23 protein-coding genes are annotated in these 22,842 nt (G+C 65.4%); 14 read left to right on the top strand and 9 right to left on the bottom strand.

The window, feature by feature from the left end; translation table 11 throughout:
- Positions 1–16 precede the first annotated feature (16 nt).
- From accC to lysS, 6 genes are all read right to left on the bottom strand, one after another.
- Positions 17–1,366, bottom strand: a complete 1,350-nt coding sequence (gene accC / locus RBT42_RS01985; protein ID WP_320362102.1) for an acetyl-CoA carboxylase biotin carboxylase subunit — start codon at positions 1,364–1,366, stop codon at positions 17–19.
- Positions 1,367–1,381: 15 nt separating this feature from the next.
- Positions 1,382–1,849 carry an acetyl-CoA carboxylase biotin carboxyl carrier protein gene (gene accB / locus RBT42_RS01980; protein ID WP_320362100.1) on the bottom strand — a complete coding sequence of 156 codons (468 nt, stop codon included), beginning with the start codon at positions 1,847–1,849 and terminating at the stop codon, positions 1,382–1,384.
- 81 nt (positions 1,850–1,930) lie between these two features.
- The gene (aroQ, locus tag RBT42_RS01975) at positions 1,931–2,380 is read right to left on the bottom strand and encodes a type II 3-dehydroquinate dehydratase (protein WP_320362097.1); all 450 of its coding nucleotides are present in this window, start codon (positions 2,378–2,380) and stop codon (positions 1,931–1,933) included.
- A 139-nt stretch (positions 2,381–2,519) separates the two neighbouring features.
- Entirely contained in the window at positions 2,520–3,188 is a 669-nt protein-coding gene (locus RBT42_RS01970; protein ID WP_320362095.1) for a TlpA disulfide reductase family protein, read from the bottom strand.
- A gap of 38 nt (positions 3,189–3,226) precedes the next feature.
- Positions 3,227–3,817, bottom strand: coding sequence for a hypothetical protein (locus RBT42_RS01965; RefSeq protein WP_320362093.1), 591 nt, complete (start codon positions 3,815–3,817; stop codon positions 3,227–3,229).
- A 122-nt stretch (positions 3,818–3,939) separates the two neighbouring features.
- On the bottom strand, positions 3,940–5,466 hold the full coding sequence (gene lysS / locus RBT42_RS01960; RefSeq protein ID WP_320362091.1) for a lysine--tRNA ligase: 1,527 nt from the start codon (positions 5,464–5,466) through the stop codon (positions 3,940–3,942).
- 65 nt (positions 5,467–5,531) lie between these two features.
- Here lysS and RBT42_RS01955 point away from each other — a divergent pair, with 65 nt between their 5' ends.
- From RBT42_RS01955 to RBT42_RS01930, 6 genes are all read left to right on the top strand, one after another.
- Positions 5,532–6,908: a lipopolysaccharide biosynthesis protein gene (locus RBT42_RS01955; RefSeq protein WP_320362090.1), complete on the top strand. Its 1,377-nt coding sequence runs from the start codon at positions 5,532–5,534 to the stop codon at positions 6,906–6,908.
- Between the two features lie 132 nt (positions 6,909–7,040).
- Positions 7,041–7,700 carry an acyltransferase gene (locus RBT42_RS01950; RefSeq protein WP_320362088.1) on the top strand — a complete coding sequence of 220 codons (660 nt, stop codon included), beginning with the start codon at positions 7,041–7,043 and terminating at the stop codon, positions 7,698–7,700.
- Positions 7,697–8,881, top strand: coding sequence for a glycosyltransferase (locus RBT42_RS01945; protein WP_320362086.1), 1,185 nt, complete (start codon positions 7,697–7,699; stop codon positions 8,879–8,881). The genes RBT42_RS01950 and RBT42_RS01945 overlap by 4 nt, the downstream gene beginning before the upstream one ends.
- A 43-nt stretch (positions 8,882–8,924) precedes the next feature.
- Complete coding sequence (locus RBT42_RS01940; RefSeq protein ID WP_320362084.1) at positions 8,925–10,025, top strand: glycosyltransferase family 2 protein; 1,101 nt, start codon at positions 8,925–8,927, stop codon at positions 10,023–10,025.
- Positions 10,026–10,046: 21 nt separating this feature from the next.
- Complete coding sequence (locus tag RBT42_RS01935) at positions 10,047–11,225, top strand: DegT/DnrJ/EryC1/StrS family aminotransferase (protein WP_320362082.1); 1,179 nt, start codon at positions 10,047–10,049, stop codon at positions 11,223–11,225.
- A gap of 30 nt (positions 11,226–11,255) precedes the next feature.
- Positions 11,256–11,852 (top strand): sugar transferase, encoded by a 597-nt coding sequence (locus tag RBT42_RS01930; RefSeq protein WP_320362081.1) that lies wholly within the window; start codon positions 11,256–11,258, stop codon positions 11,850–11,852.
- On the opposite strand, the gene RBT42_RS01925 is transcribed toward RBT42_RS01930, so the two are convergent.
- Positions 11,809–12,597 (bottom strand): PEP-CTERM sorting domain-containing protein, encoded by a 789-nt coding sequence (locus RBT42_RS01925; RefSeq protein ID WP_320362080.1) that lies wholly within the window; start codon positions 12,595–12,597, stop codon positions 11,809–11,811. The genes RBT42_RS01930 and RBT42_RS01925 overlap by 44 nt on opposite strands.
- A gap of 136 nt (positions 12,598–12,733) precedes the next feature.
- Positions 12,734–13,615 (bottom strand): metal-dependent hydrolase, encoded by an 882-nt coding sequence (locus tag RBT42_RS01920; RefSeq protein ID WP_320362078.1) that lies wholly within the window; start codon positions 13,613–13,615, stop codon positions 12,734–12,736.
- Positions 13,616–13,825: 210 nt separating this feature from the next.
- Between RBT42_RS01920 and RBT42_RS01915 the strand changes: the two genes are divergently transcribed.
- The 7 genes from RBT42_RS01915 to RBT42_RS01885 all read left to right on the top strand — a co-directional run bounded on the left by RBT42_RS01915 (position 13,826) and on the right by RBT42_RS01885 (position 21,033).
- A complete protein-coding gene (locus RBT42_RS01915) occupies positions 13,826–14,770 on the top strand; it encodes an SDR family NAD(P)-dependent oxidoreductase (RefSeq protein ID WP_413785829.1) in 945 nt (314 codons plus the stop codon).
- Between the two features lie 203 nt (positions 14,771–14,973).
- Positions 14,974–16,020 carry a sulfate ABC transporter substrate-binding protein gene (locus RBT42_RS01910; RefSeq protein WP_320362077.1) on the top strand — a complete coding sequence of 349 codons (1,047 nt, stop codon included), beginning with the start codon at positions 14,974–14,976 and terminating at the stop codon, positions 16,018–16,020.
- Between the two features lie 197 nt (positions 16,021–16,217).
- Positions 16,218–17,243: a sulfate ABC transporter substrate-binding protein gene (locus tag RBT42_RS01905; protein ID WP_320362075.1), complete on the top strand. Its 1,026-nt coding sequence runs from the start codon at positions 16,218–16,220 to the stop codon at positions 17,241–17,243.
- 30 nt (positions 17,244–17,273) lie between these two features.
- Positions 17,274–18,116 (top strand): sulfate ABC transporter permease subunit CysT, encoded by an 843-nt coding sequence (cysT, locus tag RBT42_RS01900; RefSeq protein WP_320362073.1) that lies wholly within the window; start codon positions 17,274–17,276, stop codon positions 18,114–18,116.
- Between the two features lie 15 nt (positions 18,117–18,131).
- Entirely contained in the window at positions 18,132–19,040 is a 909-nt protein-coding gene (gene cysW / locus RBT42_RS01895; protein ID WP_320362071.1) for a sulfate ABC transporter permease subunit CysW, read from the top strand.
- Positions 19,037–20,095, top strand: a complete 1,059-nt coding sequence (locus RBT42_RS01890) for a sulfate ABC transporter ATP-binding protein (RefSeq protein ID WP_320362069.1) — start codon at positions 19,037–19,039, stop codon at positions 20,093–20,095. Before cysW ends, RBT42_RS01890 begins: the two co-directional genes overlap by 4 nt.
- Positions 20,092–21,033: a CysB family HTH-type transcriptional regulator gene (locus RBT42_RS01885; protein ID WP_320362067.1), complete on the top strand. Its 942-nt coding sequence runs from the start codon at positions 20,092–20,094 to the stop codon at positions 21,031–21,033. Before RBT42_RS01890 ends, RBT42_RS01885 begins: the two co-directional genes overlap by 4 nt.
- Before the next feature lie 9 nt (positions 21,034–21,042).
- On the opposite strand, the gene RBT42_RS01880 is transcribed toward RBT42_RS01885, so the two are convergent.
- Complete coding sequence (locus RBT42_RS01880; protein ID WP_320362066.1) at positions 21,043–21,735, bottom strand: SAM-dependent methyltransferase; 693 nt, start codon at positions 21,733–21,735, stop codon at positions 21,043–21,045.
- A gap of 342 nt (positions 21,736–22,077) precedes the next feature.
- Between RBT42_RS01880 and bluB the strand changes: the two genes are divergently transcribed.
- Positions 22,078–22,803, top strand: a complete 726-nt coding sequence (gene bluB, locus RBT42_RS01875; RefSeq protein ID WP_320362065.1) for a 5,6-dimethylbenzimidazole synthase — start codon at positions 22,078–22,080, stop codon at positions 22,801–22,803.
- Positions 22,804–22,842: the final 39 nt, after the last annotated feature.

The following is a 22,842-nucleotide window of genomic DNA, read 5'->3' as shown; positions in this document are numbered from 1 at the left end:
CCATCGTGTGCAGACCTCAACGCTTGCGCGCTGCCATCCAGTTTTCGAGATAGTGGATGTCGGTGCCGCCTTCGACGAACTTGGCGTCCACCATCAGCTCGCGGTGCAGAGGGATGTTGGTGTTGATGCCTTCGACCACGGTTTCCGACAGGGCGGTGCGCATGCGGGCCAGGGCCTGGGCACGTGTGTCGCCGTGCACGATGATCTTGCCGATCATCGAGTCGTAGTTGGGCGGCACGAAGTAGTTCGTGTAGATGTGCGAGTCCACGCGCACGCCGGGGCCGCCGGGGGCGTGCCAGGTCGTGATGCGGCCGGGCGAGGGGATGAACTTGACCGGATCTTCGGCGTTGATGCGGCACTCGATGGAGTGGCCGCGCAGCTCGATCTGGCGTTGCGTGAAGGGCAGCTTTTCGCCGGCCGCCACACGGATCTGCATCTGCACGATGTCCACGCCGCTGACCTGCTCGGTCACCGGGTGCTCCACCTGCACGCGGGTGTTCATTTCAATGAAGTAGAACTCGCCGTTCTCGTACAGGAACTCGAAGGTGCCCGCACCGCGGTAGCCGATCTTCTTGCAGGCGGCGGCGCAGCGGTCGCCCACCTTTTCGATCAGGCGACGGGGGATGCCCGGTGCCGGCGCTTCTTCGATGATCTTCTGGTGGCGGCGCTGCATGGAGCAGTCGCGTTCGCCCAGCCACACGGCGTTCTTGTGCTGGTCGGCCAGGATCTGGATCTCGATGTGGCGCGGGTGCTCCAGGAACTTTTCCATGTAGACCTGCGGGTTGCCGAAGGCGGCACCGGCTTCGTTCTGCGTGGTTTGCACCGCGTGCAGCAGGGCCGCTTCGGTGTGCACCACGCGCATGCCGCGGCCACCGCCGCCGCCAGCGGCCTTGATGATGACCGGGTAGCCGACCGTGCGGGCAATCTTGATGATTTCCTTGGGGTCGTCGGGCAGGGCGCCTTCGGAGCCGGGCACGCAGGGCACGCCGGACTTGATCATGGCCTGCTTGGCCGAGACCTTGTCACCCATGATGCGGATCGACTCGGGGGTCGGGCCGATGAAGGTGAAACCGGACTGTTCGACGCGCTCGGCGAAGTCGGCGTTCTCGGACAGGAAGCCGTAGCCGGGGTGGATGGCCTCGGCGTCGGTCACTTCGGCGGCCGAGATGATGGCCGGCATGTGCAGATAGCTCTGGGCCGAAGGGGCCGGCCCAATGCAGACGGCCTCATCGGCCAGACGGACGTACTTGGCGTCGCGGTCGGCTTCGGAGTAGACGACGACGGACTGGATGCCCATCTCGCGGCAGGCCCGCTGGATGCGCAGGGCGATCTCGCCGCGGTTGGCGATCAGGATTTTCTTGAACATGGCGAAGCCTCCGCCTTATTCAATGATGAACAGCGGTTGGCCGTATTCGACTGGTTTGCCGTTTTCCACCAGGATCTTGGAGATCACGCCATCCTTGTCGGCTTCGATCTCGTTCATGATCTTCATGGCTTCGATGATGCAGACGGCCTGACCGGCCTTGACGGTGTCGCCCACTTCGGCGAATGCCTTGGCGCCCGGGCTGGAGGCGCGGTAGAAGGTGCCGACCATCGGCGAGGTCACGATGTGGCCGGTTTCTTCAGCAGGTGCAGGAGCGGCTGCCACAGCAGGAGCGGCTTCGGCAGCGGCCGGGGCAGCCGCGGCGGCGGCGACCGGGGCGGCTTGCGGAGCAGCCTGCATCATGACCACGGGGGCGGCACCCGCCTTGACGATGCGGACTTTGCCGTCGGCCTCGGTGATTTCCAGCTCCGAGACGTTGGACTCGGAGACGAGGTCGATCAGTGTTTTGAGTTTACGCAGGTCCATGGTGTTTGACTCCAGCAAAGCAGTGAGCGGTGTGCGCTCAGTAAAAACGGGCGGCAGTGAGCGCGATCCGTGTGGGATCGGTCAGCCGCGAGACGGGGCGCCCAGGCGGTCCAGGGCGGCGTCGAGGGCATGGCGATAGCCCGCCGCACCCAGCCCCACGATCACGCCTTCGGCGAGGTCGGAGAAATAAGAGTGGTGACGGAAAGGCTCGCGCCGGTGAACATTGGACAGGTGCACTTCGATGAAGGGCAGGGCCACGCCGGCCAAGGCGTCGCGCAGGGCCACGCTGGTGTGCGTGAAGGCACCGGGGTTGATGACGATGAAGCGCGTGCCGTCGGTGCGGGCGGCGTGGACGCGGTCGATCAGGGCACCTTCGTGGTTGCTCTGAAACGAGGTGAGCGTGGCGCCGCGCTGTGCGGCGTATTCGGCCAGGCCGCTGTCAATCTGCGCCAGGGTGGTCGACCCGTAAACCTCAGGTTCGCGGGTGCCCAACAGGTTGAGATTGGGGCCGTGGAGGACAAGAATCTGCATGTGCTTCTGGCAAACCCTTACACCGATACTGCAACGGTGACCGAAGTTAGGCCAAGAAAATCAAAGTAGGCGGATTTTAGCCACAAATGGCTCGCCGCCCAGATTTTTCTTCATCCTGAGCCATGCGTGGGGTTTCCGGTCAGCCGGGCTGGATGCGCCGGGCCTGCTCGCTCAGTTGCGCCAGGTCGGTGACGCCCATGATGCGGTGTCGAACGCGTCCTTGTGCGTCGATCAGGACCGTGAAGGGCAGCCCCCCCACGGTGTTGCCCAGGGTCTGGGCGAGTTCGGTGCCGCCAAAGCCAGCGAGCCCGATGTCGAATCCTACCTGTACTTTGGCCAGAAATTCGCGCACCGGTGTCGGGCCGTCCACCGCCAGTCCAACGACTTTCCAGCCTTTTGCGCTGAATTCGCGGTGAAAGCGGTCCAATTCCGGCATTTCCTTGACGCAAGGGGGGCACCAGGTGGCCCAAAAATTCAAGACGATGGGCTGGCCTTGCAGCGCAGACCAGGCCAGCGAGGTGCCCTGAGGGGTGTCGAATTGCTGCCGCCAGAAGGCGGCGGTGAGCTGGTCGCCGTCGATCAGCGGTGCGCTGGCGGCCATCTCCGCGGGGGGCGGCACCTGTGAAGGGGCGGTGGCTTCCGTGGTGGGCTGGCGGTCTCGTCGCCAGGCCAGCCAGCCGCCGGCCAGCGCTGCGCCGAGTCCCGCCGTGATCAGCAGTGCCCGGCGAGCCTGTCCCCGCTGGGCAGACGCAGACAAGGGCGTCGCGGACAAGGCGGGCGTGGCGGGCAGGTGGCGGCGTGCGGTCATGGGCGGCGGCAGTGGGTTGCAGTGGGCGTCTGGGCGCGTCAGGAGCCGGTGTCCAGCAGGCGGCGCAGGGCTGGCAGGTCACCGCGCTCGCTGCGACCTTGGGCATCGGGTTTGAGCGCGCCGCGCAGGTCGTCGGCATCCAGGATGGTCAGGTGCAGGCCGATGGGCTCGTTCAGGGCCGGGCAGGGCACGGTCAGACTCAGGCGGTCGACCGGCTGGCCGCGCGGGCCGGGCGCGCTGCCGACGTCGTAGTCCACGCCCTGGTTGAGCAGCTTGATCTCGGCCGATTTGCTGTCGTCGCAGTAGAGCTGCAGGTGGATGTCGTTGAGTCGGGTGGCGGTGCCGCGCCAGACGGCGCCGGTGAGGTGGGGGCGGAACTCGGCCAGGCGTTCCATCCAGAGCGCGGCCAGTTCGCGCAGGGCGCGCAGCTCGGTGGGCTGGGTGTCGGCGCAGAACACCTGCAGGTATTCGAACACGGCCGACTCCACTTGGTCGTTGTCCGGCAGGTCGCCGCGGCCGGTCAGGCCCAGCTGCTTGGCGGCACGGCGTTTGGCCGGGCCGTACTCCATGCCTTCTTCCACCACGATGCGGGCGGCGGTGTGGGCGATCTCGATGCTGGCGCTGCTCATCATGGAGGGGATTGTGACCTGTCTGCGTGCCGGTGGGCGTGGGGCATGAAAAAGCCCGGTTTGCGCGAGGGCAGCCGGGCTGGGTGGGGTCGCTTTACCGGCCGCGCGAGCGGCCCAGGCGATCAGCTTTCGCGGCGCAAGGCCGGGAACAGGATCACGTCGCGGATGTTGGGCGCGTCGGTCAACAGCATCATCAGGCGGTCGATGCCGATGCCGCAGCCACCCGTCGGGGGCAGGCCGTACTCCAGGGCGCGGATGTAGTCGGCGTCGAAGTACATGGCTTCTTCGTCGCCGGCGTCCTTGGCGCTGGCCTGGGCGGCAAAGCGGGCGGCCTGCTCTTCCGGGTCGTTCAGCTCGGAGAAACCGTTGCCGTACTCACGGCCGGTGATGAACAGCTCGAAGCGCTCGGTGATGCTGGGGTTGCTGTCCGAGGCGCGGGCCAGCGGCGAGACCTCGACCGGATAGTCGATGATGAAGGTGGGCTGCCAGAGCTTTTCTTCCACCACGGCCTCGAACATGCCGAACTGCAGCTCGGCCAGGTTCCAGCGGGCCGGCGGCTCTTCACCCAGGCTCTTGAGCTTGTCGTGCAGGAAGGCGGCGTTGTCGGCCTCTTCGGGTGCCAGGCCGGCGACCTGAATCAGCGAGTCGCGCACCGTCAGGCGGGCGAAGGGCGATTCCAGGTCCACTTCCTTGCCACCGTAGGTGACCTTGGCGGTGCCGATCGCCGCACGGGCGGCGTGGCGCAGGATGGATTCGGTGAAGTCCATCAGGTCGTGGTGGTTCCACCAAGCCGCGTAGAACTCCATCATCGTGAACTCGGGGTTGTGTCGCACGGACACCCCTTCGTTGCGGAAGTTGCGGTTGATTTCGAACACGCGCTCAAAGCCGCCGACCACCAGGCGCTTCAGATAGAGCTCGGGCGCGATGCGCAGGAACATCTCCTGGTCGAGCGCGTTGTGGTGGGTGGTGAAGGGCTTGGCGTTGGCGCCGCCGGGGATGGGGTGCATCATCGGCGTTTCGACTTCCAGGAACTGGTGGTCGACCATGAAGGCGCGGATCGAGGCGATGGCCTTGGAGCGGGCGATGAAGCGGGCGCGCGACTCTTCGTCGACGATCAGGTCCACGTAGCGCTGGCGGTACTTCTGCTCCTGGTCGGTCATGCCGTGGAACTTGTCGGGCAGCGGACGCAGGGCCTTGGTCAGCAGGCGGATCTTGGTGACCTTGATCGACAGCTCGCCGGTTTTGGTCTTGAACAGGGTGCCTTCGGCGCCCAGGATGTCGCCCAGGTCCCAGTGCTTGAAGGCCTGCAGGGCGTCGGGACCAACGGCGTCCAGGGTCACGTAGACCTGGATGCGACCGGTGGCGTCTTGCAGGGTGCCGAAGCAGGCCTTGCCCATGACGCGCTTGAGCATCAGGCGGCCGCCGACGCTGGCGGTGATGCCCTGGGCTTCCAGCTCGGGCGCTTCGGTGCCGTCGTGGGCGGCGTGCAGCTGTGCGGCGCGGTCAGCGGGCTTGAAATCGTTGGGGAATGCCACGCCCTGGGCACGGATGGCGGCCAGTTTCTCGCGGCGCTCGGCCACCAGTTTGTTGGTGTCGATCGTGGGTTCCGGAGCCGTTTCGTGCGGGAGATGGGTGTGGGACGTGGTCATGGTGGCGGCAAAAGTGGAGTCGGCCAAACCCTCGATTGTATGAAACCGTGGGCACAATGAGGGCCATGTTTGTGCAAGATTCCGATTCCCACGCTGCGACGACCGGTTGGCGCCGGCTCTGGCAGGCCTTGCCGAAGGCGGCGCTGGGCAATCTGGTGGCGAAATTGCTGATCGTGAGCCTGGGCTTGGCCATCACGGTGATGGTGGCGCGCCAGGGGCCGCGCGTGCAGGGCGCGTTTGCGCTGTTCGTGGCGGTGGAAGCCGGTTTGCTGACGCTGTTTTCGGGGCTCGGGCTGTGGCTGGCGCGGCAGATGTCGCAGCAGGCGGACGCCCGGTCTGCGCGCACCTTGCCGATGTTGCGGGGGGTGCTGCGGGCGGCGGTGGGCCTGGGGGCGGTGGCTTCCTTGGCGTTGTTGGCGCTGTCTTGGGGAGCCAAGAGCCTGCCGTATTCCCAATTGTGGTTGCTGGCGCTGGCGGCGCCGTTTCTGTTGCTGGTGCCCACGGCCACGGGCCTGTGGCTGGGCGAGGGGCGCATGTGGCCCATCAACCTGGCCCAGGTGGCGGCGCCCGCGCTGGTGCTGGGCGGCTTGGCGGGCGTGGCCTGGATTGGAGAGGGGACGACGCGCAGCACCTCCATGGTCGTGCTGGTGCTCACCGCCTGGGTGAGCGGCAAGTCCCTGGTGGCTGTGATCACGGCCATCTACGCCTTGCGCAATGCCAGTCAGCGTGACGAGGATCTGGCCGAGCACTTGCGCCTTTCCGATCAGCCGCCGTTGGGGGACACGCACCCGGTGTGGTGGCATCAGTGGCCCTTTGTGGTCACCATCGGCATCACCAACGTCATCAGCCTGCTCAATTACCGGGCCTCGCTGTTCCTGGTGGAGCACTTCCAGGGCCTGAGCACGGTGGGGACCTATTCGGTGGCGGTGACGGTGGCCGAGTTGCTGTGGCTGTTGTCTTCGTCGGTGACGGTGTCGCTGTACGCCCGCATCGGACACCCCGATGGGAAGGTGGCCTCAAGCATGACGGTGCAGGCGGTGCGCATCAATGTGCTGGCCACGCTGGCGGCAGCGCCGGTGTTGCTGGGCCTGGCCTGGTGGGGGCTGCCGTGGGTGATGGGCGAGGTGTACGCCGCGTCCTTGTGGCCGCTGGCGGCCTTGCTGCCGGGGGTGGCGGCGTACGCGGCGGCGTCCAGCTTGTCGGCCTTCTATACCAATCACCTCGGCCGGCCACAGCTGTCGGGGGGCATTGCCGGGCTGTCCTTGCTGGTGAGCTTCGGGCTGGGCTGGCTGCTGGTGCCGCGCTGGGGTGCCGTGGGCGCGGCGGTGTCGTCCAGCCTGGGCTACATCGTGGCGATTGCGGTGGCGTATGGCGTGTTCCTGCGCCACGCCGGGCTGCCGGTGCGGGCCCTGTGGCAGCCGTCCTTGACCCGCTTGCCGTGACCAGTGGGGCGTCTGCGTGGGTTCAGCCCGCTCTTCAGGGGGCGGGGCGTGGAGAAGGCGTGGATCGGGGACAATAGCGGGTTGGCAAGGCCGCCGTGCCTGGTCGTGCTCGTCGTCTTTCTCATCCTAGCCATGTCGGTCCTGATCCAGCGACTCAAACACCCTGTCGTGCGCGTGCTTGCGGCCTTCACCGGTCCGCGCATCGTCTATGGCTGGCGCAATGCCGACGGCAGCTGGTGCCCGCACACGCGGGTCAGCACGCACAGTTGTGTCGAGGGGCGTGACAAGCTGGTGCTGCAGGACCACGTCTTCATTGGTCACTTCAACCGCATCGACGGCTCCAACGGACTGCTGATTGAAGAGGGTGTGCAGGTGACCAACTACGCCTCCATCCTCAGCCATTCCAGCCACCAGGCGGTGCGGGTGATGGGGCGTCGCTATGCGACCGACCCCAATCCCCAGGGTTATGTGCGCAAGGCGACTCGCATCGGGGCGTACAGCTTCATCGGACCGCACAGCGTGATCGCGCCGGGGGCCCAGGTGGGCAAGGGCGTGATCGTGCAGGGCTTCAGTTTTGTGTCGGGCAGCGTGCCGGACTTCGCCATCGTGGCCACGCGGGAGCAGGGCAAGCGCGCCGAGGTGGTGGGTGACACCCGCGAGCTGGACCGGGCGCTGTTGCAGCGCCATCCCGAGTTGCAGGCGCTGTATGCGCAATGGGCTGGCAAGGACCATTTGCGCCGGGCCTTGAACGGTGGTGCCGGCGCCAGCGCCGCGATGAAGGAGCCGGCATGAGCACCAAGGTGAGCACGGTGGGTAAGGTTGGCAAGGCGGACTCGGCGCAGGCCAGCGGCCCGTCAGGCGAGGGCATGCGCATCCTCTTCTTCGCCGATGCGTCGAGCGTGCACACGCGCCGCTGGGTGGCGGCCGTGGCCGAACGCGGCGCGCGGGCGGTGGTCATCACACGCCAGCCGGCCGAGGTGCCGGGGGCCGAAGAGGTGATCGCCGTGGCGCCGGGCTCTGACAAGCTGAGCTGGTTCACGGCCTTGCCGCAGGTGCGCCGCGTGGCGCGCGAGGTGGCGGCGCGCTTCCAGCCGGATCTGGTGCATGGCCACTATGTGACCTCGTACGGCCTGTGGGCCACGGCTTGCGGGCTGCGTGTCCCAAAGGTGCTGACGGCCTGGGGCAGCGACATCCTGGTCACGCCCCGCCAGAGTCGCCTGATGCGCATGGTGGTGGCCTGGTCCATGCACCACGCCGACCTGGTCACGGCCGACTCGATGGACATGATCGACGAGATCGCGCGCTATCACCCGGCCGGTCCCTGTCACCAGATTCTGTGGGGCGCCGACACGGACAAGTTCGTGCCGGCTCAGCCCGCGGACGGCTTCGAGGTGGTGAGCCTGCGCACCTGGGAGCCCAACTACAACATCGACGTCATCATCGAGGCATTCGCCCGTGTGGTGGCCGAGCGGCCTGACACGCAGATGACCTTGCACCTGTTGGGCGGGGGCTTGCAACAGGCCGAGCTGGAGCAGAAGGTCAAGCACCTGGGCGTGCAGGACCATGTGCAGTTCCACGGCCGGGTGGGCGATGCGGCCATGGTGGCCGCCATCCAGCGCAGCCGCGTGTCGGTGTCGGTGCCCACCAGCGATGCCACTTCGGTGTCGGTGCTCGAATCCATGGCCTGCGGCCTGCCCATCATCGCCTCCGACCTGCCGGCCAATCGCCAGTGGATCGACGAGCAAGGTGGCTGGATTGTGCCGGTGCGCGATGTCGATGCCCTGACCCAGGCCCTGCTGCAGGCCCATGACCAGCCTGAGCAGGCTGTACAAAAGGGGCAGCACAACCATGCGCGCATCGAGCGTGAGGCCTCTCGCCGGGGACAGATGGACGCGATGTGGCGTCTGTACCAGCGCGTGCTGCACCCGCTGACGCCCCGCCTGGCGCGCCGTCGTCCGGCTGAGCGCACCTGATCTGCCTGCCGACATCCCGCCACCTTTGACGCCCCTGCCGCCCATGTCTGATGCCCGCATCGTCTCCGTCATCGTGCCGTGCCGCAACGAGCGCGACCACATCGAGGCCTTCTGCCGCAGCGTGGCCGCGCAGCAGGTGCCCGAGGGCTGGACGCTGGAAGTGTGGGTGGCCGATGGCCTGAGCGACGACGGCACGCGTGAGCGCCTGAGCGCCTGGTGTGCGCAGGACACGCGTTTTCACATGATCGACAACCCCGGTCGCATCGTCTCGTGCGGCTTGAACCGCTGCATCGAGGCCAGCCACGGCGAGTTCATCGTGCGCCTGGACGTGCACACGGTGTACGCCCCCGACTACATCGCGCGCTGTCTGGCCGTGTGGCGGGAAACCGGTGCCGACAACGTGGGCGGACCGTGGCGTGCGCAGGGCGAGAGTGGGCCGGCGGCGGTCGTGCAGCGTGCCGTCGCGGCGGCGTTCCAGTCACGTCTGGTGGCGGGTGGAGCCCTGTCGCGCGACCTGGCCTACAACGGCGAGGTGGATACGGTGTACCTGGGTTCGTGGCCCCGCGCCACCTTCGAGCATTTCGGCGGCTTCGACGAAAACCTGGTGCGCAACCAGGACGACGAGCACAACCTGCGCATCCACAAGGGCGGCGGACGCATCTGGCAATCGTCGTCCATCCATTCGACCTACTTTCCGCGTGCCAGCAAGATGGACGTGTTCCGCCAGTACCGCCAGTATGGTTACTGGAAGCCGTTTGTGATGCTCAAGCATGGTCAGGCGGCGGCCTTGCGTCACCTGATTCCCGGTCTGTTCGTGGCCGCGCTGATCCTGCTTTTGCTGGTGACCCTCATCGGGGTGCCGACCTTGCTGTGGGCGCCACTGTCGCCGGGGCTGCGCGAGGCTTTGATCTTGGCGGTGACCGCGGCCGCCACACTGGCCTTGTTGCAGGGCTGGTTGTACGGCATGGCGGTGTTCTGGATCAGCTGGCGCATCGCCCGCGAACAGGGCCGTGATCTGCGCTGGCAACTGCCTGATGTCATCGCCGCCTATCATTTTGGTTACGGTCTGGGGTCGATCCGAGGCTGGTGGGACGCCCTCGTTCGCCGCCGCCCCGATCCGGCTTTCGGTCGCCTGACGCGTTGACCACTTTTCAGTGAGATCCCCATGAGTTCAGCTCCTGCTTCGCAGCCCTTCCTGCCCTTTGCCTTGCCCGAAATCGGTGAGGAAGAAATCGCGGAAGTGGTGGACACCTTGCGCTCCGGCTGGGTCACCACCGGCCCCAAAGCCCGCCAGTTCGAGCAGGCCTTTGTCGACTATCTGGGCGACGCCAGCCTGCAGGCGATCGCCGTCAATTCGGCCACCGCTGGGCTGCACCTGGCCCTGGAAGCGCTGGGTATCGGTCCCGGTGACGAGGTCATCACCACCACGCACACTTTCACCGCTACCGCCGAGGTGGTGCGCTACCTGGGCGCCGACGTGAAGCTGGTGGACATTGACCCCGCTACGATCAACATCGATCCGGCGGCCATCGAGGCGGCCATCACGCCGCGCACCAAGGCGCTGATGCCGGTGCACTACGCTGGTCTGTCGGTGGACATGGATGCCATCCACGCCATTGCACAGAAGCACGGTCTGAAGGTGGTGGAAGACGCCGCGCATGCGCTGCCGACGACTTGGAAGGGGCAACGCATTGGCACGCTGCAAAGCGATGCCGTGGTGTTCAGCTTCTACGCCAACAAAACCATGACGACGGGTGAGGGCGGCATGCTGGTGACGCGCGATGCGGCGCTGGCGGCGCGCGCCAAGGTCATGCGCCTGCACGGCATCAACCGCGATGCCTTCGACCGCTTCACCGCCAAGGTGCCGAGCTGGTATTACGAAATCGTCGCGCCGGGCTTCAAGTACAACCTGACCGACATCGCCGCAGCCATGGGCCTGCACCAGCTCAAGCGCCTGCCGGGCTTCCAGACCCGCCGTGAGCAGATCGCCGCGCGCTATGACGCCGCTCTCGCCGACCTGCCGCTGATCCTGCCCCCGCGCCCGGTGCATGCCGGCGATCTGCACTCGTGGCACCTGTACGTGGTGCGCCTGAGCGACGAGGCCCAAATCAACCGCGACCAGTTGATCGACAGCCTGTTTGCCGATGGCATTGGCGTGAGCGTGCATTACATCCCGCTGCACCTGCACCCGTACTGGAAGGAGCGCTACGCGCTCAAGCCCGAGCAGTTCCCGCACAGCCAGAAGGCCTACGAGCGCATGGTGACCCTGCCGCTGTACACACGCATGACGGATGAGGACGTGGAACGCGTCATCACCGCGGTGCGCAAGGCCTGTGGTCGCTGAAGCGGGCGTGACGTGGACCGTGATGGTGCGATGAGCAAGCGGCTGTTTGATGTGCTGATGTCGTCCCTGGGCCTGCTGGTGCTGGGACCGCTGCTCTTGCTCATTGCCCTGGCGGTCAAGCTCGACTCGCCCGGACCAGTGTTTTTCCGGCAGGAGCGGGTGGGGCGCTTTGGCGTGCCGTTTCGCATCCACAAGTTCCGCACCATGCGCCACGACCCGGCAGGCGGCGGCTTGCAAATCACCGTGGGCGCCGATCGCCGCATCACGCGGGTGGGGCAGTTCCTGCGCGCCAGCAAGCTCGACGAATTGCCGCAGTTGATCGACGTGTGGCAGGGCGCCATGAGCCTGGTCGGCCCGCGCCCCGAGGTGCCACGCTATGTGGCGCATTACCCGGCGGCCTTGCGCGACAAGGTGCTGTCGGTGCGACCCGGCATCACCGACATCGCCTCGATTGAGTACCGCGATGAGAGTGCCGTGCTGGCGCGTGCTGTCGACCCCGAGCGGGCCTACATCGACGAGGTGCTACCCCACAAGCTGGCGCTGGCCGCCAGCTATGTGGACCAGGCTTCGGTGTGGCTGGACATCAGGCTGATTCTGCGCACGATTGGCGCGATCGTGCGCCGCTGAGGCCCGCCAAGCCGACGAGGCCCAAACCCATCAGAGCCCAGGTGCCGGGTTCGGGGACGACGGTCACAGTGAAATTCTCAGGGCCTAGCAGGCTGCCTGAGATTGTCAGGCTGGCGAAGTTGTTGGCCGCCGCCTGCAATGAGACGTTACCGAGACTTTCCAAGTCGAGGCCTGAGATGATCAGGCTATGGCCGGTGCTCGTCAAGGACAGCACGGGGATGGCGACACTGACATCATGGTAGTAAGCGCTACCGGCCCACAGTTGTGGCGAAGCGTCGTTTTGCACCTGAACCAGCCTGGTGTCGAATGTCCAGATCACATCACGGGTGTTCAGGCCAGAGCGGGTGGACTGCACATTGGCCGACACCTGCCCCGTCGCGAAATTCACATCCAGATCGGTGATGCTGACATCTCCGCCGCCGCTGATCCCTGCACGCGCTTGAGCATCGACCCGAAAGCCGCCATACGATTGCCAACTGAGGAGTTGGTCACTCGGTAACCACTGCGAACTCGTTCCGCCTACTGAGATCTGAACGCCGCTGTAACCCGGTGGGACGTAGGTGGGCTGGAAGCCAGCGTTAATGGGCGTGACCTCCATGCCCCCAAGATTGAGTGTGTGGGTTGCGTTCTGACTCCATGCCAGGGACCCGAATCCACCCCAGTCGAGTTCGACCTGTGCCTGTGCATTGACCGAACCCAAGGCCAGTCCCGCCAGCAAGGCGAAATGTCGGATCTGTGTCTTCATGAGTCTTTCCCTCCCAAATGATTGTTTTGATGGATCGTTCGGCGTGGGTGCCCGACGATGGCTCATCTTAGGGAGGGGGGCGGGCGTGCCTATCCCTGACTTGGTGGGAGCACAAACCCCAGGGGACAGGTGAACCTCAGTGCGCCGCTTGGAACATCGCCTCACCGGCCGCCATCGGGTTGCCGGTTTGTTCATAGGTCTGACGCCACAGCGGGTAGCTGTGGATGACCTGATGCTGCCAGGGGTGGAAGCCAGGCTTGTAGTAGCTCAGCATGGCGCCAGTGTTGCGCGCAAACAGGCCCTTGTAGCCGTACAGCCACCACGCGCCCTTCACGCACAGCCACAGGCGTTGGCCGCGTGAGAAGCCATCGCCCATGAGCAAACGGTTGGTCAGGCGCATGCTGTCGGTCACCACCTTGTAGAGCGCATGGGTCATGGCCACGCAGCGCATCACGTAACCCACTTTGGCCACCTTCTGCATCACATCGAAGGCCACCGCCTTGTGCTCCATCTCTTCGATGGCGTGCCAGGCCCACAGGGCGCGCACCTGCGGGTCGGCCGGGCCCATGGCGTCGCGCGTGGCAAACAGCATCTGCGCCATCATGGCCGTGAAGTGCTCGAACGCGGCGGTCAGTGCCAGGTTGTACTTGGCCGAGTAGCGCCGGGTGTAGCCATCGAACAGGGCCTTGGCCTCGGTCAGGATGGTGTCCACATCGCAGCCCTGCTGGCGCAGCAGGTCGTTGTAATGCGTGTGGGCGATGCCATGCTGGCCTTCCTGACGGATGAAGTTCTTCACGTCTTCGGCCAGTTTGGGGTCGGTGATCTGGTGGCGGAAGGCGCGCACGCTGGTGATGAAGTAGCGCTCACCATCGGGAAACGCGGCCTGCATGCCGTCGAACACGCGGGTCTGGAAGGGCTTGTTGCCATACCACCAGCGTGGGGTCTGCGCGGTCAGACCGAAGTCGAGCTTCTCGCGGGGCACGATCTCCCCGGGGCCTTGGTTCTTGATGTGGCTCATGTCCAGTCTCCGTTTTGTCTGTGTGGGCAGTCTAGGAAGACGGGCGCCGTCCGTTGGTTTGAGCGCACGACAGCAGGGCATCGCCGGCGACACGCTATCGATTTCCCTGGTCGATTCCAGTCTGCGGAATCCGGGTTTGCGCGAGGCCGGGGCTAAGCGATGATGTGGCCCTTGCGTTCGTTTCCAACCGTTTCCCCAACGAGATCCCCCATGAGCACAATGTCTTCTTCCGCTTCGCAGGACGGCCTGCGTTTTGACGGCCGCGTGGCCATCGTGACCGGCGCCGGTGGTGGCCTGGGCCGCAGCCACGCCCTGCAGCTGGCCGCGCGTGGCGCCAAGGTGCTCGTCAATGACCTGGGCTCGGCCCGCGATGGCAGTGGCGGCAGCAGTGCCGCCGCCGAGGCCGTGGTGGCTGAGATCCGTGCTGCCGGTGGCGTGGCCATGGCCAACGGTTGCTCGGTGACCGACCCGGCTGGCGTGCAGGCCATGGTCGATCAGGTGATGGCCGAATGGGGCCGCATCGACATCCTGGTCAACAACGCCGGCATCCTGCGTGACAAGAGCTTCTCGAAGATGACGCTCGACGACTTCCGCCTGGTGGTCGATGTGCACCTGATGGGCAGCGTCTACGTGACCAAGGCCGTGTGGGACATCATGAAGGCGCAGAACTACGGCCGCATCATTTTCACGACTTCGTCGTCGGGCCTGTTCGGCAACTTCGGCCAGGCCAACTACGGCGCTGCCAAGATGGCCGTCGTGGGCCTGATGCAGACCCTGTCGCTGGAAGGCGAGAAGTACAACGTGCGCGTCAACTGCCTGGCGCCCACCGCCGCCACGCGCATGACCGAAGACCTGATGCCGCCCGCTGCGCTGGCCCTGCTGACCCCTGACAGCGTGTCGCCGGGCGTGGTCTTCCTCGCCAGCGAGGAGGCACCCACCCGCGCCATCTTGTGTGCTGGTGCCGGTGGTTTTGCCACCTCGCACATCACGCTGACCGAAGGCACCGTGGTGCTGGAAGGCGCCGATGCGGCCGAGCAGGTGGCGGCCCGCTTTGCGCAAATCGACGATCGGCACGGTGAGATGGTGCCGGCCAGCGGCTCGGCCCAGTCGCAAAGCCAGTTGGCCAAGGTCATGGCCGCGCGCTCGCTGGGCTGAACCGGGAGGCACCTGCGCGCGAACTTGCATCCACGTCCGCGCGCACCTGTGCACCCAGCGGGGCGGCCCCTCGCTGCTGCGCCGGGCGCATATGCGGGCGCACAAAGTTGTTGCCTGCATATGGATGGGCGATTTGCTTCGTTCACGACAGATCGGTGTTTTTTTACAGTGAATTCACTGATTCACAACACACCGCTGTCACCATGTCGAACTCTGTCAAACACCCCTCTACGCGTCGTCACCTGCTGAGCGTGGTCAGTTCTCTGGCCCTCACCGCCACGGTGGCCCTCGGTTCCCTGGCGCCTGTGGCCGCCCACGCCAAGGACATCACCCTGCTCAACGTGTCGTACGACCCGACCCGTGAGCTGTACGCCGAGTACAACAAGGCCTTCTCGACCTACTGGAAGGCCAAAACCGGCGACACCGTCACCGTCAAGGCCTCGCATGGTGGCTCGGGCAAGCAAGCCCGCTCGGTCATCGATGGCCTGGACGCCGACGTGGTCACCTTGGCCCTGGCCTACGACATCGACGCCGTCGCTGAAAAGGGCCTGATCAAGAGCGACTGGCAAAAGCGCCTGAAGCTCAACAGCTCACCGTACACCTCGACCATCGTGTTCCTGGTGCGCAAGGGCAACCCCAAGGGCATCAAGACCTGGGACGACCTGGTCAAGCCCGGTGTGGCGGTGATCACGCCCAACCCCAAGACCTCAGGCGGTGCCCGCTGGAACTACCTGGCTGCCTACGGCTATGAGCTGAAGAAGACCAAGTCCGAAGCCAAGGCCAAGGAGTTCCTGGGCAAGCTGTTTGCCAACGTGCCGGTGCTGGATTCCGGTGCCCGTGGTTCGACCACCACCTTCGTCGAGCGTGGCATTGGTGACGTGCTGCTGGCCTGGGAAAACGAAGCCCTGCTGGCCATCAAGGAGCTGGGTCCGGACAAGTTCGACATCATTGCGCCCCCGCTGAGCATCCTGGCCGAGCCTCCGGTGACGGTGGTCGACAAGGTGGTCGACAAGAAGGGCACCCGTGCCGTGGCCCAGGCCTACCTGGAATACCTGTACTCGCCACAAGGTCAGGACATCGCGGCTCAGAACTACTACCGCCCGACCGATCCGAAGGTGGCTGCCAAGTACGCCGCGCAGTACCCGAAGGTCAATCTGTTCAAGATCGACGAACTGGGCGGCTGGACCAAGGTGCAAAAGGAGCACTTCGGTGACGGCGGCGTCTTCGACCAGATCTATGTGAAGAAATGAGGACGCCGAACACGCAAGATCATTGAGTGGGGTGGTGCCGGCGCCGAGGGGGGATCTCGCGCCGCTGCATCTTCAGGGCTGCTTCGCACCGGGGTGGCCCTTTTTTGTTTATTGCATAAGCAAGTAAGAAATCAGTTGTTTGTCGAATGAAGGTGGATCCCTAACATGCCTGCATTGCATCCAGAAAGGGCTTTGTCATGCTGTTTTCTTTGAAGACCTCCTTGCTTCGTCTGACCGCTGTGGCGGTCATCGCCTCGGGCCTGAGCGCCGGCGCCCAGGCCGACACCAACCTGCTCAACGTCAGCTACGACGTCAGCCGTGAGTTCTACAAGGCCTACAACGTGGCCTTTGCCAAGCACTGGAAGCAGACCACGGGTGAGACCGTGAACATCAACCAGTCGCACGGCGGCTCCAGCAAGCAGGCGGGCAGCGTCATCGCCGGCCTGGCGGCCGATGTGATCACCATGAACCAGGCCAGCGACATCGACATCCTGGCCGACCGCGGTGCCCTGGTGCCCGTGGACTGGGCCAAGCGCTTCCCCAACAACAGCGCCCCGACGACGTCGGTCACCGTGATCTTGGTGCGCAAGGGCAACCCCAAGGGCATCAAGGACTGGGCCGACCTGGCCAAGCCGGGCGTGTCGGTCATCATCCCCAACCCCAAGACGGCGGGCAACGGCCGCTACACCTACCTGGCCGCCTGGGGTTCGGTCATCAAGACCGGTGGCAAGCCTGAGCAGGCCCGCGCCCTGGTGAGCAAGATTTTTGCGAACGTGCCGGTGTTCGATGGCGGTGGCCGCGCCGCCACCACGACCTTTGCCCAGCGCAACATGGGCGATGCCCTGGTCACCTTCGAGAGCGAGGTGCCGTTGATCCAGAACGAGTTCAAGGGCGACTACCAGGTGGTCTATCCCAAGATCACCATCCTGGCCGAAAACCCGGTCAGCGTGGTCGACAAGGTGGTCGACAAGAAGGGCACGCGCAAGCAGGCCGAGGCCTATCTGAAGTATCTGTGGTCCGACGAAGGCCAGCAGATCGCCGCCAAGTTCCACCTGCGTCCGCGCTCGCCCCAGGTGCTGGCGCAGTACAAGTCGGCCTTCCTGCCGGTGTCGACCTTCACGGTGGACGAGGTGTTCGGTAGCTGGCGCAAAGCCCAGAACGATCACTTCAAGGACGGTGGCATTTACGACCAGATCACCCTCAGTGGCCGCCGCAACCAGTAAGCCGCTTCGTCGTTCTCCAAGCGAGTTGTCATGATTTTGTCCAAAACCCTGCTGCGGCGGCACACCGTGCTGCCCGGCTTCGATCTGGCACTGGGACTCACGCTCACCTACCTGTGCCTGATCGTGCTCATTCCCTTGAGCGCCACCTTCCTGCGCAGCACCGAGCTCACCTGGGATCAGTTCATGGAGGTGGTCACCTCGCCGCGCGTGGTGGCCTCGTACAAGCTGACTTTTGGCGCTTCCTTGTTGGCGGCTGTCATCAATGGTGTGTTCGGGCTGCTGGTGGCATGGGTGCTGGTGCGTTATGACTTCTTTGGTCGCCGCATCGTCGACGCCCTGGTGGACCTGCCCTTTGCCTTGCCCACCGCGGTGGCCGGTATCACGCTGACCGGCTTGTACTCGAGCAATGGCTGGATCGGGCAGTACCTGGAGCCCCTGGGCATCAAGGTGTCGTTCACGCCCGTCGGTGTCTTTGTGGCCATGACCTTCATCGGCCTGCCTTTTGTGGTGCGCACCGTGCAGCCCGTGCTGGAAGACCTGGCATCCGAACTGGAAGAGGCCGCTGCGACCCTGGGTGCCAGCCGCTGGCAGAGCTTCACCAAGGTGATCCTGCCCATCCTGATGCCCGCTTTGCTGACGGGTTTTGCGCTAGCCTTTGCGCGGGCGCTGGGTGAGTACGGCTCCATCATCTTCATCGCCGGCAACATGCCCATGGTGTCCGAGATCACGCCGCTGCTGATCATCACCAAGCTGGAGCAATACGACTACGCCGGGGCCACCTCGATTGCCGTGGTGATGCTGGTGATGTCGTTCATCATGCTGCTGGCCATCAATGGCTTGCAGGCCTGGACGCGCAAGCGTCAGGGCAAGTAAAGAGGTGCCTGGATCATGAGTGCTGTTTCTCTGGCCCATCCCGCGCCGGTGCAGAGCGTGGCCCCACCCAATGTGGCGCGCGCCACCACCGAGCCGGTGTGGGTGCGTCGCGTGCTGATCGGCGTGGCGCTGGTGTTTTTGTCCCTGTTCCTGTTCGTCCCGCTCGTGTCGGTCTTCTTCGAAGCCTTCAAGAAGGGCTGGGAAGTCTATGTGGCCACCATCACCGAGGCCGATGCAGTCTCGGCCATGTGGCTGACCCTGATCGCGGCAGCCATCTCGGTGCCGCTGAACCTGGTGTTCGGCGTGTCGGCCGCCTGGGCGATCGCGAAGTTCGACTTCCGTGGCAAGAGCGTGTTGCTCACCCTGATCGACCTGCCGTTCTCGGTCTCGCCCGTGATCGCCGGTCTGATCTATGTGCTGGTGTTCGGCCTGCAAGGCTGGTTCGGCGAATGGCTGATGGCGCACGATCTGAAGGTCATCTTCGCGGTGCCGGGCATCGTGCTGGCCACCATCTTCGTGACCTTCCCCTTTGTGGCGCGTGAGCTGATCCCGCTGATGCAGGCGCAAGGGCAGGAGCAGGAAGAGGCGGCACGCGTGCTGGGGGCCTCGGGCTGGCAGACTTTCTGGAAGGTGACCTTGCCCAACGTGAAGTGGGGCCTGCTGTACGGCGTGATCCTGTGCAATGCGCGGGCCATGGGCGAGTTTGGTGCCGTGTCAGTGGTGTCGGGTCATATCCGGGGTGAAACCAACACCATGCCCCTGCACATCGAGATCCTCTACAACGAGTACCAGTTTGCCGCGTCGTTTGCCGTCGCGTCCCTGCTGGCCAGCCTGGCGCTGGTCACCCTGGTCCTCAAATACATCGTTGAACGCCGGGTCCATCAGCAGATGGCCCTGGCCCAGCAAGTCGGAGCGGCAGCATGAGCATTGAAGTCAAGAACCTGGCCAAGCGTTTCGGCCAGACCGTGGTGTGCGACAACCTGAACCTCAGCATCCCTTCGGGTGAACTGGTGGCCCTGCTGGGCCCTTCGGGGTCGGGCAAGACCTCCTTGCTGCGCATCATCGCCGGGCTGGAAACGCCCGACAGCGGTACCGTGTTGTTCAACGGTGAAGACACCACCCACGTCGCCGTGCGTGAGCGCAATGTGGGCTTTGTGTTCCAGCACTACGCGCTGTTTGGCCACATGACCATTTTCGAGAACGTGGCCTTCGGTTTGCGCGTGCGCCCCAAGGCCACCCGCCCGCCCGAGGCCGAGATCAAGAAGAAGGTGACCGAGCTGCTCAAGCTGGTGCAGCTGGACTGGATTGCCGACCGCTATCCGCATCAGCTGTCAGGGGGGCAGCGTCAGCGCATTGCGTTGGCTCGCGCCTTGGCGGTGGAGCCTCAGGTGCTGCTGCTCGACGAGCCGTTTGGCGCGCTCGACGCCAAGGTGCGCAAGGAGCTGCGCCGCTGGTTGCGCCGTCTGCACGACGAAATGCACATCACCAGCGTGTTCGTGACCCACGACCAGGAAGAGGCCATGGAAGTGGCCGACCGCATCGTGGTGATGAACCAGGGCCGCATCGAGCAGGTGGGGGCGCCCGACGAGGTCTATGACCATCCAGCAACGCCCTTCGTGCTCAAGTTCCTGGGCGACGTCAACCTGTTCCATGGTCGCGACCATGCGCAGGGTGCAGTCGGTGCGGGTGGCGATCAGGCTCAAACGGTGAGCTATGTGCGTCCACACGAGGTGCAGGTGCTGGCACAGCCCGCCGAGGGCAGCGTGGCCGCCACCTTGATCGATGTGCTGACCGTGGGTCCCAACACCCGCCTGGCGTTCGAGCGTGGCGATGGCAAGGGCGAGATCGAGGTCGAGCTCTCGCGTGATGAGTATGCGGCGCTGCGCGATGCCGGGGTCTTGACCGTCGGCCAGGTGGCCCACCTCAAGGCCCGGCGTGTGCGCCACTTTGAAGCGCCGGCCCAGGCGGGGGCAGCATGAACTTTCAGCAACTGCGCTCGGTCCGCGAGGCGGTGCGCCGTGGCTTCAACCTGACGGAGGTGGCGGCGGCGCTGCACACCTCTCAGCCAGGCGTGAGCCGCCAGATACGCGAACTCGAGGACGAGCTGGGTGTGGAGCTGTTTCTGCGCGTGGGCAAGCGCCTGACGGGCATGACCCCCCCTGGCCAGCAGTTGCTGCCCACTGTGGAGCGCCTGTTGCGCGAGGCCGAGAACCTGCGCCAGGCGGCACGCGACTGCGCTTCGCACGATGTGGGGCCGCTGTCGCTGGCGGCCACCCACTCGCAGGCCCGCTACGCCTTGCCGGGTGCGGTGAAGGACTTTCGACAGCTCTACCCGCAGGTCACCTTGAGCCTGCACCAGGGCTCACCGCGTCAGATCGCCCAGATGCTGCTCAACGGCGAGGCCGATATCGGCATCGCCACCGAGGCGCTGGACCAGTACGAGCAGCTGGTGACCTTGCCCTGCTACAGCTGGACGCACAGCGTGGTGGTGCCACCCGATCACCCGCTGCTCGATGGCGAGCCGCTGACCCTGGCGCGCCTGGCGCGCTTTCCGATGGTCACGTATGACGAAGGGTTCACAGGGCGCTCTCACATCGACGAGGCCTTTGCCAAAGAAGGGCTCAAGCCCAGCATCGTCCTGTCGGCCATGGACGCCGACGTGATCAAGACCTATGTCGAGCTCGGCATGGGTGTGGGCGTGGTGGCGTCGATCGCGTTCGACCCGGACCGCGACCGCAATCTGCGCGCCATCGACGCGGGCCATCTGTTCGCGATCAACATGACGCGGCTGGCCTTCCGGCGCGGCGCCTTCCTGCGGGGCTACGCCTACGGTTTCATGGAAACGTTTGCGCCGCCGCTCACTCGCGAGGTGGTGGAGCAGGCGGTGCGACAGTCTTCCGAGGGGACGGCCGCTTGACGTCTGGGTTCAGGCGTGCCCGCGCTGGTAGCGCAGCATGCGACCCTTGTAGCGCACGCCGTCGCTGTCTTCGCTGTTGAGGTTGATTTCGTCCAAGGTGAAGCCGATGTCGGCCATGCGCTTGTTGAAGGCCGAGCGGTTGCCACGGTTGGGGTCCACGATCAGCACCTCGGCGCAGGGCAGGGCGTGCCGGGCGATGAAGCCCGACAGCTTGCCAGACTCGTCACGTTCGTAGAGCACGTCGCTGCCGATGATCAGGTCGAAGCGTCCCGACACGGCAGGGCGACCCGGGGACGCCACTGTGTCGGCGTCGTCACCCCAGTTGCCGTGGCGGTAAGGCAGCGGCGACAAGCTGTTCAGGTCGATGTTGCGGTTCAGGAAGGTCTCGGTCAGCGGGTGGCAGTCGGAGGCGGTCACGTCGGCCCCCTGACGGTGCACCACCATGCTGGCCAGTGCCAGGCCGCATCCCACTTCCAGAATGCGCTCGCCCGGCACCAGGGGCCGCTCGGCCATCCACGTGGCCAGCTGAACCGAGGAGGGCCACAGCATGCCGAACAGGGGCCAGGTGGCGCTGGAAATGCCCAGGGCGGCCGCCTCGCCCAGCGGGTCAGCGTACTGCTGACGGTCCAGCAGGGATTCGATGTGGAGGTCGTCGGCGCCAGGAATGGCGACGCACTCTTGTTTGGTCTGGTAGCCCGGCATGTGCTGGGGTGCCCTCTGAGATGCGAGTGACGCGGGGCAAACCCGGGCACTCGGCGTGAATCGGCGCAATGCGGCGGGCTCATGGGCCACTCGGGCGACCGTGGTGCCGCACAGGGCGGCGGGCGGGGCGGGCCGAAGGGGCATTCACGCGGGGCAAAACGAAGAGGCAGGGCCCCAAGCAGCGGGGCAGGTGCCGTGGGCTCAGTGTAGCCCAGGCGCCCTTGCATGACCTCGGCAGGTGGCTGTCGCGATCGCAATGGCCGGAGTCGGTTGCCGCACGTCCGATTCCTCACGTCGATACAATCAGGTGACCCAGACCCCTTTCACGGTCACTCGCCCTCCATGTTGCCTCCCCCTCACGTCCGTGCCCCAGGCGGCCTCACCGGCCCCTCCGGAGCCGACAAGCTCGGGTCGCCACACTTTTCCGACCAGGACCGTGCGCGGTTCTATCAGCTGATCCAGGCCCGACGGGACATGCGCCATTTCACGCCGGGGGCGTCAGTCGAGCCGGAGGTCCTGATGCGTATGTTGCAGGCCGCTCACCATGCCCCATCGGTCGGGCTCATGCAGCCTTGGCGCTTTGTGCGCATCACCGATGCTGGGGTGCGCCTGCGCATCGCACAACTGGTGGAGGTGGAACGCCAGCGGACCTGCGAAGCCCTGGGCGAGCGTGGGTCGCAGTTTTTGCAACTCAAGGTGGAGGGCATCAAAGAGTGCGCCGAGTTGCTCGTGGTGGTGCTGGCTCCGGACGATGGGACGGTTTTCGGGCGGCGCACCATGCCCCAGGAGATGGCGCTGTGCTCGGTGGCGTGCGCGATTCAGAACCTGTGGCTCGCGGCCCGCGTCGAAAACCTCGGCATGGGCTGGGTGTCCATGTTCGACCCCGCCGCCCTGTCCAGGGTGCTGCAGTTGCCGGATACGGCACAGCCCGTGGCCATCTTGTGTCTGGGGCCGGTGCCCGATTTTTACGATGCGCCGATGCTCGAGCTGGAGGACTGGCGGTACGGGCGCTCCTTGGATGAGTTGCTGCTGACCAACCATTGGCCTGCCCCCTCGCCGCGCGGGTGAGGCGCGCCTCCGGCCTCGTCCCGTTTTCTCCTGAAGGGG

It is taken from the genome of Aquabacterium sp., from assembly GCF_034003525.1.
In the GTDB taxonomy this organism is placed as follows: Bacteria; Pseudomonadota; Gammaproteobacteria; order Burkholderiales; family Burkholderiaceae_C; genus Aquabacterium.
The sequence above is the reverse complement of the archived record's forward strand: the minus strand, read 5'-3'. Positions and strand labels throughout refer to the sequence as shown.